Here is a 12,499-nt window from a genome sequence, read left to right as displayed (position 1 = left end):
ACCTTAGAAGCGATAGGTGAGCTGCACCCTTGCGTAGTCGCCGAGGCTGAAGCGCTCGGGTCCGTAGAGGGTGTCACGTGCGCCGATGCCTTTGGCGCCGAAGGTGTAGAAGGCTTCGACGAGGAGGTTTTCCATCGGCACGTAGCCCGCACCGACGGTGAAGCTCTTGATACCGTCGAGGTAGCGGTCGGGCAGCGCTTCCGTGCCGTTGCCGCCGAAGAAGGAGCCGTGCTCGAAGCGCTTGTAGTCGATGAACGCATTCCACGAATGCGGCACATTCGTATCGGCTTTGCCGAGATCGAGCCGCATGACCCAGAATTTTGGTGCAGAGCCGGTTTCCCTGCCTTTGATGGCGAAGTCGGCTGTGCCGCTCTTGTGCTCGTAGCGCGTGTGGCCGTTCATGTACTTGCCAAAGTCAGTCGTGTTCACGCCGTAGTCGAAGGACAGCGCGGCGTTCTTCGAGAGCTGCCACTTCGCGCCGACGCCGACGACGTTCGCGAGCGTATCGAATGTGCTGACATCGTTCGTCGTGCCGTTCGCCGCGAGGAAGCGATGCGAGTCATTGCCGACCGAGCGCAGATACCAAGCGGCGACGCCGAGATTCGGCGTAAGTTCGTGACGTGCCTGCACATAGAACGCCTGCTTGAGCGCAGGGATCTGGTCGCGCTCGAGAACGGTGCCGACTTGCAGCACAAAATAGCCTGCGCGTTCCAGCAGCTTGAGCGGTTGAGCGCTCTTGTCCTCCGGACCCCAATAATAATCATCAATCAGATAGTCGATGATCGTTTGACCGAGATACGATATGCCCCTTTTATTGCCTACCGGAATCTTCCCGTTTAATGTAAATCCACTATTGGGATCATCCGGGTCGCGTTTCAACGACTGCACCTCGTGGTAAGCGCTTTTATCCCAAGAGGAACGAATGGTGCGCTCTTTTGCCTCATCCTTCGTCATTGATCTGAAATCTCCGGGCTGCAAATCACTCATCTTCAAATTGTAGCCAAGGATCGGCTTCTTTCCGTGATATGTTCCATAGCCGTAGAACTCATACGTCAGATTATAAACCCCGTCCGGATGACCGTCGATATTATCAGGCTTCTCCACCCGCGTCCGCGTCGTCTCCAGATCTGCCTCTGCCGACTCCCATGCCTTACGGGTGACATCCTCCATCTTCTCGCGATTGAATCTATCTTGATAAGAAAGGCTTGCCCTCGGATGCAGCTTCTTCAGCTGCGGACTTTCTTCCTGTGAAAGATATGTCCCGACGACGCTGCCATGTTTGTCCCTCACGGTCACCTTGTACCATGCGAAGTCATCGTGCTGGATTTTCCCTTTCTCAGACAACTGATCCATCAATTTTTGATATGCTTTGGGATTATCCTGTTTGACAACATTCAGATACTCGTCAAGAATCTGCTTTTCCTCTGCCAAACTCTGCACCTTGGCGAGCCGTTGATACAGTCCGTCAAATCCCGGGGTATCCTTGATGAGCGTACTGTAGTTCGGATAATACGGAACGGCGTCCGTCGTACGGCTGTTGATCGAGGTCGCCTTATAGCCCAGCCATTCCTCTTTGGTCACGCCGCGCACGAAGCTCTGGCGTGTCGCGTGCGTATAGGCGGAGTCTGTGACGCCCGTCGAGTGTCGGAAGTCGCCGTAGCCGAAACGCACCTGCGTATGAGCGCCCGTCCAGACAGCACGACCGCCGTCGTACTCCTTGCCGAAGTAATAGCCTGTGACGCCCATCGGCTCCGTCATGCGTCCAAGGGAGAAGTCCCAGTCGTTCGCATGTACGGTGAGATTCGCCTCGTCAAGGCGCACATGGTTGAGTCCACGGCTTTTGGCGACATCGGTATCGGTACCGACGCCCTCTGCGCCCGAAGCGCTTCCCAAAATAGTGAGATTCGTGTTCGCATCGATCCTCGCATCCACGCCGACGCGCAGCCGCTGCTCGAAACCGTGCTCGGCTTTTTCGAGGTAGTTCTTATACGCGCCGTCACTTACGCTCGCGGTGGTCGTGACACGCGCTTCAGACGGCTTTTCCTTGCCTGTAAAGGCATTCCAGCGTGCGCAATAATCGCCGATGACACGCACGCCCTTTTCCTTCGTCGTATCGAAGGGCTTTTGGATGAACCATGCGTCTTCGGGGATGAGATGCACTTCTTCCTTCTTGAAGCGCCCGCCCGCCCCCGTGCTCGCGTCAGGACCGAACTTCAAGTTCACGCCGATGCGGTACGTGCGCTCGTTGATCGCGCGGTCGTCATCGCGGTGGTTGAAGATATTGTCGACGCCGATATAGGCGCTCGCGTCCTTGCCGAAGTCTTTTTGCAGGATGAAGTTCCAGATACCGAAGGTCTTTGTCTCGTACGTCTGCTTGCCGCCTTCAGCGAAGTTGTAGTGCCATTTTCCTGTCACGCCGTCCCAATCGTAATAGTTGCCGTTGTTCGCAACACTGTTGCTGTCGAGCATGTTGACGTAGTAGTTCCCCCAAAGCGTCGCACGCCAGCCTTGATTCTCGTAGGTCACGCCAAGGTCGATCTTGTGCTGCGGCCGATCGAGCAAACGATCCGGCATGTTCGGATCGCTCTTGTTGATGGCATGAAGATAGGTATAGCCGAGCTTCGCCGACCAATGCTTGTCAAAGCGATGGTTATACTCCGCTTCAAGACCTGTGATCTCTGCCTTGCCGATGTTCTTGAAGCTGTAAATCATATCGGGCGGCAGGAGCCATCTGGCATCAGCGGAAATTTCCGGATGGAAATCCATAAGATAACCCGTGAAGTAGGTCGTCATATAGTTGTCGATGCGGTTGTGGAAAGCATTGATACGGTAGCTGTCCCTGCCATCCTTGCTCTCGCCCTCATAGCCAAGATCGAAGTTGAGGGACTTCTCCGGCTTCAAGTTCGGATTGCCGACAAAATAGTAGCCAAGGCGCGCTCGTTCAAGCCCCATCGGCGCACCTGCATACATCTCCCAGTTGTAATAAAGCTCGCCCATGCCCGGCTCGGTATAACCCGTGCCGAGATTCGCCTTGAAGCGCTGGTTCGTCTTGCCGCCGATGTTGTGCGTCATGCCGATATTGAACGTCGCATGTGTGCCGAAAAGGCTGCTGTGATCGACGCGCAGAATTGGCGAGAGCAAAGTATTTCGATTGATCTGCCATGCGTCCTGCAAAAACACATATTGCTTCTTGATCTCCACACTGCCAATCGTCAATCGGTTCTGCCGCGCCTCAAACTCTTCATTGAACGCTTTTCCGTTCCAAAGTACTGCATGTCCAAACATTTTACGATCATAATTGGCAAATTCCTGGTCATAGTAGTGATTGATTGCCGAAGTCGGCGTATCAATATGAGTCAGATCCTGGTTGCGAGCATCATCAAGCAGTTGCTGACCGAATGCCATCAGTCGCGCCATGACATCCGGCGGCGCTGGATTCCAGTCTTTATCATAGCCCTGCGAGCCATATTTCAAATAATCCTGATACGTATAGATTGGCTCCAGCGAACGTCCGGCAGCGTCCTTATATCCATACCACTCGTATTCATTGTCATACTTCGGCACTCCCGCTTCATTTCGCGTCATCGCATAGTCGTGCACGCGCGAAGATGGCGCACCCGCGCCGCCTCTCGTATAAAGGTTCTTATCGTACTCCCACGGATCGATCATGCGCGTATGGCTGTTCGGCGCGTTCTTGATTCGGCTGCCCTCGCCCTTCTCCTGCGTGTAGCCAATGCCGTAGGTCAGCAGATGATCGCGATGGATCTGGGTGTTTGCCGATGCCTTGAGGCTCCATTGCTGATGCATGATGTCGTCGATGTAGTTGAGCGTGTTCTTGCCTTCATAGGGAGAATTGATATAGTCCGAGGTCAGCGTCGTATCGTCCTCGTTCATCTTTGCATAGTCGAGAGAGACATTCCAATCCGAATTGCCGCCGCGCCCAGCATACGAGAGGCGATAGGTGTTGCGGTCAAGCTCACGCTTGAAGTTCTGCAGACCCTCTCCCCCAGAATTAGATCGCTTGACGAAACGCTCCATATCCTCTGCTGTATGATCGAGGTTCAAAGAAAGACTATGATTCTTATCAAGATCATAGGATGCGACAAGTCCGATGTTCTTAATGTCGCCATAGTAGCGCAGTGAGTTTCGCACACGGCTTTCCTCGTCTTCATAAGAGTCGCCGCTCTTGATGAGACCGCCGAAGGATTCCATGCTGTAAATCGGCATGATGTCGCGCTTGCCGCCGTAGGCTGCGACGCGCAGCTTGCCGATCTTGCCCGAGTCGGCGCGCAGGAAGAAGTTCTTGTATGGCAGATTCGAATCGCCCGCAGCACGTCTGCCTTCAAGATTCAGACGCAGACCTGCACTCTTCGCCGCCGCCTTCGTGATGACGTTGACGACGCCGCCGATAGCGTCGGCGCCGTACTTCGCGCTCGCCGCGCCGCGGATGATCTCGATGCGCTCGACGTTCTCCGTGCCGAGCCGCTGCAGTTCGTCGCCCGCGCCCGTATACTTGGCGAAGTCGCCCATGACGGGCTGACCGTCGACGAGAATCAAAGTATGGCGCGGCTCCGCGCCGCGAATCGAGAGCGTGACGCGCCCCATGGCATCGACGCTCCGCGTCATACCCGTCTCGTCGAAGATGATGTCCTCGACGGATTTCGCCTGCTTCTTCTCGATGTCCTCTTTCGTGATGATCGTCGTAGACTGCGACTCGTACTTCGCATCCTCTTTCGCGGCGTTTGCTTCGACGTCAACGGATCCCGTCTGAACGTCTATCTCTCCCGCACTTTCATGCGCCTGTACCGTACAAAGAGGCAGCATGAGATGGAGCGCGACAGCGAACGCCAACGCGTTCTTTTTCCGAACGGTGATTTCTTTCACTTGCGTTTCCCTCCAATGCTTTGGAAAGCACGGGGCGATGCCGTGCTTCCTATAAATTTATGAAATCAACTCTTATTCTCATTAATTATATCACTCTTTGAGAATAAATCTACCCTTTTGGGCAAAAAATATGAAAAAAATTCTATTTTATTCATATTTTTGAATCTCATTCACTTTTTAATGAAAAAGAAAAACTGTTGCATCATGTGTGCGACAGCCCTCTCCTTATGATTCTTACGGGAATCACGAATATTGAAAGTCCATCTACGTTTCACGCTACCAGCTCAAAGCAAGCTGTGCATCCTGCCAAACTCCTGCTCCATGGGGAACTTCGATAGATGCGTTCATTTCTTTCATGATGCCATCCTCTTCCCTACAACTGCACGACACTGCCGTCCTGCAGCAAATAGAGGCAGCGTTCCGCCACCTTGCGGCCCAAGATCGCTTCCACGGCTTCCGTGTAGATCTCGATCTGCAGGCGGTACTTCTCACGCACGGCTGCGGGACGCGTGTTCTTGTCCGTCTTGTAGTCCAAGAGCACGAGTGCGCCGGCTTCGTCCTCGAAAAGCACGTCGATGACGCCCTGGACGAAGATTCGCGCCTCGGGCTCAGCTTCGGGGTAGAAGCGATGCGCTTCGAGGCGGCGGCTAAAGGGAAGTTCGCGCCAGAGGCGCCGCGCCTTCTTCATGCGCGTGCCGAGCGGCGACTGCAGGAAGGATGCTACGGCGTCGAGACGGACGGCTTTCGCCTGTTCGGGCAGAAGCAGCTCCTTTTCCACCATATTCGCCAGCTGCTTTTCCAAGCCCTCGCGGTCAGTGTCTCCCGTGAGGTCGATATGCTGCAATACTGCGTGCATAAGCGTGCCGTATTCCGCCGCAGAAAATCCTGCCTTTTCCTGCATGAAATCGGGGCGTTTGAATACATTTTTGGAACTGCCATGCACTTCCTTCAACGGTATATAGGCCTTCTCCTCCGCCGCATCTTCGACGGAGAAGCGACGCTTGAGTTCCGTAACGGAGAGCTTCGCCGGCACGTTATCGACGCCGTGCGGCGCGTACTGCCAAGCGAGCATCTGCTCAACATCGTCCTTCTCCTCGCTCGCTTCCAAAGGCTCTCCCCTGCGCAGTTTCTCGAACAATTCGTCGTCTTCGGCGACGGCAGCGCTGACACTCTTGACGGCGGCGACCGGCACGATTTCCACCTGCCAGCGCGAGTCGTCCTCGCCAACGGGCGCGACGCGCTTTTCGAGGAGCGCGGCCTTCTCCCGAAGGGGTGCGCCGTCCGCATGGCGTGCGACGGTCATGCCGAGCCAGTCGAGGAAGGAGTTTGCCGCAAGCGCCGCATGGGCGGGAAGCGCACGCTCCGTCTGCGTGACGAAACTGCACCAGCCCTCTGCGCATGCAGCAAGTTTCTTCGTCGAGCCGACGAGGATGAGCTTTTCCCTCGCACGCGTCATCGCCACATAGAGGACGCGCAGTTCCTCCGCCTTGCTCTCGCGCTTGATGCGCTCGGCGACCGCCTCCCGCGCAAATGTCGAGTAGCGGAGCGACTTCTCGCGTTCCGTGCGGTAGAGTCCAAGCCCCAGTTCACGATGCATGAGGAGGTCTTGCGAAGCGTCTTGCATGTTGAATTTCGAGCCGAGTCCCGCGACGATGACGACGGGAAATTCCAGTCCCTTGCTCTTATGAATCGTCATGATGCGCACGACGTCCTCGCCTTCGCCGAGCGTGCGTGCGGCGGAGAGGTCGGTTTCCATCTGCTGCATCTTCTCGATGAAGCGCAGGAAGCGGAAGAGTCCGCGAAAGTTCGTCTCTTCATAGTCGCGTGCGCGGTCGGCGAGCATGCGCAGGTTCGCCTGGCGCAGAAGCCCGCCCGCCATGCCACCGACGTAATCGTAGTAGCCCGTGTCACGGTAGATCTGCCAGATGAGTTCGGGCACGCTGACGCGCCGCACGAGGTCGCGCCAATCTTTGAGAAGCCGCAGGAAGGCGTCGACCTTTTCACGCAAAGATGCAGAGAATTTCGCTGCAGGGTCATTGACGACGAGGAGTGCGCCGAAGATGTCCTCTTCGGGCGCGGCGAGCCGAAGCTCCGCCAACTCGCTGACCGACAGTCCGACGATCGGCGAGCAGAGCACCGCCGCGAGCGGCACGTCCTGACGCGCATTGTCGATGACGGCGAGCACGGCGAGCACGACGCGCACCTCCGTTGCCTGAAAATAGCCGGCATCGAGCGTCGCATACGCGGGGATGTCGGCATCACGCAGCGTTTCGAGGAGAATGTCCGCCTTGGTGCGCACGGCACGCAGAAGGATCACGATGTCACGCCAGCGCAGCGCACGATAGCCGTCCTTGTCGGCGACGAGAGCGCCGCTCTCCATCAGCTCGCGCACGCGCCGTGCGATGAACGCCGCCTCCAGAGCGAAGCCCTTGAGCTCTTCTTCCTCTTCTCCCGCCGGCATCTCTGCACCGCCATCTGCCACAGCCGAAGTTTCCGCCTTTTCCTCGTCCTCTTCTTCAGGCTCAACAGACGATTCGGCGTCACTCTCGATGATATGCAGCTCGGCCGCCCCCGCAAGACTCTTTGGCGAATCCTCAGGATAGAGCGCCGCAAAGTGCAGCGCCGCGGCATCGTCGTATGTAAGCTCCATCGCCTCGGGCGTCATGAGCTGCGAGAAGATCCAGTTCACAGCTGCGAGCACGCCCGCGCGGCTACGGTAGTTCTCCGAGAGGTCGATGCGTGCATACTTCTCGCCCAAGGTCGGATACTCGCGCTGCTTCTTGAGGAAGAGCTGCGGGTCGGCAAGACGGAAGCGATAGATGCTCTGCTTGACGTCGCCGACGGCAAAGAGGTTGTCATCACGCGCGACGAGAGAGAGAATCGCCTCCTGTACGCCGTTCGTGTCCTGATACTCGTCAACCATCACTTCCTCGTACTTCTCGCGCAGGGCGAGCGCCTGCGCCGAGGGGCGAAGCTCTCCCTCCGGCGCATCCTTGTCGCAGAGGACGGCGAGCGCGAAATGCTCCAAGTCGTTGAAATCGACGACGCCGCGCTCCTTCTTCGCCGCTTGAAAAGAGGCGGTGAAATCCTTGACGACATCGACGATGGCATGAGCCATGCCCGAAAGAGCGCGAAGATCGTCGAGAAGCTCCTCTTCCGTCGCATGAAAATACGTGTCCTTGAGCTTTTTGAGACGCTGCTTCACGCGATCGCGCGGCTGCGTAAAGAGACGCTTCGCCTCCTCCTTTTCCTCCTCGTCCATGCCCTTGGGAAAGTTCATCCTCGCATGAGCATACGAGGAGAACGCCTGCCGCAGCCCTTCCCAATCCCTTGCCGCCAAGGCGTCGAGCAGGTCTTTAAGGATTTTCTCGTCCCCCTCCAATGCGGCATGGCACGTCTCATAGCCGAGCGATTCCGCCTTCTCGACAAGCCGCTCGATGGTGGCAAGACCGGCGGCAAGCTCAAAGGAAATTTGCGCGAGCACGGACTGCGCCCACGGCGTATCGAGAAGACGCTTCTGCTCTGCGAGGTCGAAGCTCTCGACGAGCGAGTCGAGCCAGCGCGAAGGAAAGGGCTGACTGCACGAAAAGGCGTAGAGGCGCAATACCATGGCATAGAGCGCTTCGTCGCCGCGCTCCGTACCGTAAGCGGCGGTAAAGGAAAGGAAGTCCTCCTGCGCTTCGTCGTACTTCTTTTCAAAGACTTCTTCGAGCGTGTCCTGCTGTAAGAGACGCTTCTCCTGCTCGTTTGCAAGGCGAAACTTCGGATCGAGATCGATGGCGGCGAAGTTTCGCCGAAGGACGTTCTGGCAGAAGGCGTGAAGCGTCGAGATCGAGGCGTTGGAAAGGAGCGCAAGCTGGCGCTCAAGCCTCGGCGACGCTGCTCCCTTGGCAATTTCCTGCGCGAGAGCCGCTTCGATGCGTTCGCGCATCTCGGCGGCGGCGGCGTTCGTGAAGGTGACGACGAGAAGCCGATCGACGTCCGTCTCCCCTTGCAGGATGCGGCGGATGATGCGCTCGACGAGCACCGAGGTCTTGCCCGAGCCGGCCGCCGCCGCGACGAGCAGATTCTTTCCCCGTTCCTCGATCGCCCTCAGCTGTGCCGCAGACCATTTGCGTACGTCGCTCATTCAGCATCCTCCTGTCCTTTCAATTCCATGCTGTCCATCAATTCTGCGTCCTCATGGCTTTGCAGCCGCCGATAGGAAAAGCCCGGCACGAGCGGGTCGAAGCCGCAGACGGCGATGTACGGGCAGAAGCGACATGCCGTCCTGTCCTTGAGGCGGTACGGCAGGGCGCGCACCTCGCCCGAGAGGATCTGCCTTCCCGTATCCTTGAGAATGTAGGCGATGTAGTCGAGCAGGATGGCAAACTCCTCTTCCGTCTTGACGTAATCGAGCTTCCGCTTGTCGATCTCGCCCTTCTTCGTCAAGGCGACCTTCGTGAAGCTGAAGGTACTGTCGAGTGCGCGTATGACGTCGGCGTCCGCGAGCACCCAGCCGGGCATCTTGAGCTGCCCCTGCAGAAGCTTCTTCGCCTCCGCCGCATCTATGCGATGGGGCGCTGTGACGAGCGGATTCTTCAAGAAGCAATAGAGCATCGCTGCGGGCAGAAGCTCCTTTTCCTCGGTGTGCGCGAGGAGGTTTCTGGCGACGAGCAGATAGGTCAGAAGCTGCAACCTCAGACCGTAGTACACCTCGACGAGGTTGATGTACGCCTCGCCCGTCTTGTAGTCGAGGATGAGGAAGTAGCGCCCTGCCTCGTCCATGTCGATGCGGTCGATCTGCCCCATGATTTCGAGCGAAGAGCCGTCAGCGAGCGCATACGTCAGCGGCGGCAGGCTGCCTGCACCGCGTCCGAAGGAGCGCTCGAAGGCGACGGGGCGGAACTCGCTGGCCGCATCGAGCTCGATGAGGCGCACGAGCGCCTTCTTCGCCGTCTCCTCGATGCGCACGAGGAGATTCTCGTACTGCTTCGAGCTCAGGAGGATTTCATTCTGCAGCCGCGGCGCAAGCAGGCCAAGAATCTCATGCAGGATCTCGCCGCACTCCTCTTCGCCTACGTCGCGCCAACGTCTGCCGTCCTTTTTCAGCCGCTCGCCAAATTCGCGCAGGGCCGCATGAAGCAGCACGCCGAGGTCAAGCGTGCGAAAGCCATGCTCAGGACGCTCCGCCAGATGCAGGCCATAGCGTGCGAAATGCTGGAAGGGACAGGCGCGAAACGACTCAAAGCGCGTGACGCTGCCGCGCAGACGACGATTCTTCGTGTAGAGCGCCGCCGCCAGCTCCTTGGGCAGAAGCTCCGCCGCAGCACGCGAAAATATGCCCTGCCGCACTTTCTGCAGGACAATGCTCATCTTTTTCTCCCCCAACGCCCAGTTGTAGACGTCACGCCAAAAAGGCTCAAGCGTCCCCTTCTCGCGGTAGCTGCGCAGCGCCGCCGCCAGAGCCGTCACCGCCTGACGACCGCCCGCAAAGAGGCGGCGCTCCGCCCCCTCCAACGGAACGGTCTGCAAACGGACAGCGGGCAGGACAGTGCGGATCTGCCCGAGCAGAGAGGCGGGCAGGAGAGCCTTTCCCTCCGTATCGGCGAGAGCATAGGAAACCCACAGATAGTCACGCGCTTCCGTGAATCCTTTGTAGAGCAGGAATCTCTCGTTGAAACTTCCCTCGACGGAGCCTTGCGGAAGCTCCAGCCCCGCCTCCTTCAAACGCAGGCGGTCGGCATCGGAGAGCAGTCCTTTCTCCTGGCTGCGGCGCGGCATGACGCCCTCATTCGCGCCGAGGATGTAGATGGCGCGTGCATTTTCAACGCTGTTTTGATCGAAGTCGGCGACGGTCACGTAGTCGAGTCCCGGCGGAATCAGGGAAATCTGCAGGGCGTCAAGCCCGTCGCCCAGGACGTCCTCAAATTCGCGCACCTTGATCGCCTCGTCGCCGCTCGTCTCCACCATCTGATCCAACAGGGAGATGACGTCGTCCCAGATCTGGCGATGCTCACGCGACTCGGCGAGGCGCCCCGCCTTCTCCGCCTCATCCGCCCACCGCTCCAACGTCTGAGGCACATCGAGCGCGAGCAGCAGACCATAGAGCGCCTCAGCGTAGCCGCGCACCGTCGACGCCGCCTTCACCTGCGCCGTAAACTCCTGCAGGGGTTCTGCCACGGCGCGGCGGCAGGAATTGATCTGCGCGAGGCGTTCCTCTTCCTTCTGCGTCGCGCCCTCTTCCTCCTCGTCCAGACTGCGGCGGCGATGCCAGTGCCAGTCCTCTTCCATCGTCCAGCGCGAGCCGCGAATGCCGAACTCCAGCACATAGTTTTCGAGCAGGTCGATCCACTCGCGCGTCTTTTGGAAAAATCCCGTCTTCAATGCGCGGAACATGGCGTCGTAGTGCCAGCCGCGCAGCACCTCGAATGCCGAGCGCACGAGCTCGGCGAGCGGATGATGGACGCCCGCACGCTTGTTGTCGCGAAAGTACGGGATGCCGCAGTCCTCAAGCGTCAGGGCGAGCATGTCGCCGTAGGCAGTCTCGTCGCGCGTCAAGATGGCGACGTCGCGCCAGCGCAGCCCCTTCTCGCGGCACAGGCGCACGATGTCGGCAGCCGCCGCCTCCATTTCCAGCCGCCTCGTCGCCGCCTCGACGAGCGCGACGCCCGCCGTCCCCGCCTGCGGCACGAGCGGGAAGGAGAACGCCGTGCGCTCGATGGCAGCGAGCGCGTCGCTTTGAAAGCGCCGCCTCTCCTCCAAACTGCGCACGCGCACAGGAATCTGCATCTCCTGAGCCAACCGCCGCAGCTGCTGCAAGGTCTGCGCCTGCCGATAGAAGAGACTGCCCTCGCGCTGCATGGCCGCCTCGTCCGTCGGATCGAACGTCAGCGTGATATGCACATTCTTCGCCTTTTGAAAGAGCGCCGCAAGAATCTTTCTTTCCTGCGGATTGAAGAAGGAGAAGCCGTCAACCCATACCTCCGCCCCCTCCAAAAGGCGCGAGGAAGGAATCTTCTCGGCAAGCGCGTCGAGCATGTCGCCCGTATCGTTGTAGCGCCCCGCCATCTTCTCTCTGTAGCGGCTGTAGATGAGCGCGAGATCCGCGAGCTTCCGGCACAGATCATCGTCAGCGAGCGCAGATTTCGCCTGCAGCAGGGCGTCGCCGTCGATGCCGTAACTGCGCATCTCCTCCATGGCTCTTTCCAGCGTCTCCGTAAAGCCGCGCTGCTTCGCCGCACGCGCAAATGCCTGCAGGCTGTCGCCTTCTTCGGCGAGGATGCGCTTCAGCAGCAGCCGTCTGCCCACGCTCGTGATGCGCGCGGCTGCCGCACCGCCCGTCTCCTGCAGCACATGACGCGCGAAGCGCTTGAAGCCGAACACGAGACCGCGCACGAATCCCTCACCCGCACCCGCCATCATGGCGGCGAGGCGGCGCTCTGCGCGATACGTCGCATGTTCGGGCAGGAGAAGCACGAGGGCGCTGCCCATAGGCTCTGCCTTCATGCGCTCCGCCATGCTGGAGAGGCAGGCGTGTGTCTTTCCCGTTCCCGCACGCCCCAAGATGAACTCGATCATATCTTCTCCCTCGTTTCCCATTCGTGCCAAAGAAAAATGCCGCGCGGCATAAACG

3 protein-coding genes are annotated in these 12,499 nt (G+C 58.7%); all 3 read right to left on the bottom strand.

Translation table 11 applies throughout. The annotated features are described in order from the left end of the window. Positions 1-3 precede the first annotated feature (3 nt). Positions 4-4,884 carry a TonB-dependent receptor domain-containing protein gene (locus RWS31_RS07510; RefSeq protein ID WP_314597215.1) on the bottom strand — a complete coding sequence of 1,627 codons (4,881 nt, stop codon included), beginning with the start codon at positions 4,882-4,884 and terminating at the stop codon, positions 4-6. A 373-nt stretch (positions 4,885-5,257) separates the two neighbouring features. After that, positions 5,258-9,013, bottom strand: coding sequence for a helicase-exonuclease AddAB subunit AddA (addA, locus tag RWS31_RS07505; protein ID WP_314597214.1), 3,756 nt, complete (start codon positions 9,011-9,013; stop codon positions 5,258-5,260). Next, the gene (gene addB / locus RWS31_RS07500; RefSeq protein WP_314597212.1) at positions 9,010-12,444 is read right to left on the bottom strand and encodes a helicase-exonuclease AddAB subunit AddB; all 3,435 of its coding nucleotides are present in this window, start codon (positions 12,442-12,444) and stop codon (positions 9,010-9,012) included. The genes addA and addB overlap by 4 nt, the downstream gene beginning before the upstream one ends. Between the last annotated feature and the right edge of the window lie 55 nt (positions 12,445-12,499).

The organism is uncultured Selenomonas sp. (assembly GCF_963528755.1).
In the GTDB taxonomy this organism is placed as follows: domain Bacteria; phylum Bacillota; class Negativicutes; order Selenomonadales; family Selenomonadaceae; genus Selenomonas.
The sequence above is the reverse complement of the archived record's forward strand: the minus strand, read 5'-3'. Positions and strand labels throughout refer to the sequence as shown.

What these genes read in the sequence shown, in the direction of transcription:
- addA (WP_314597214.1), bottom strand. Translation starts at nt 9,013, where the DNA reads ATGAGCGACGTACGCAAATGGTCTGCGGCACAGCTGAGGGCGATCGAG.
- addB (WP_314597212.1), bottom strand. Translation starts at nt 12,444, where the DNA reads ATGATCGAGTTCATCTTGGGGCGTGCGGGAACGGGAAAGACACACGCC.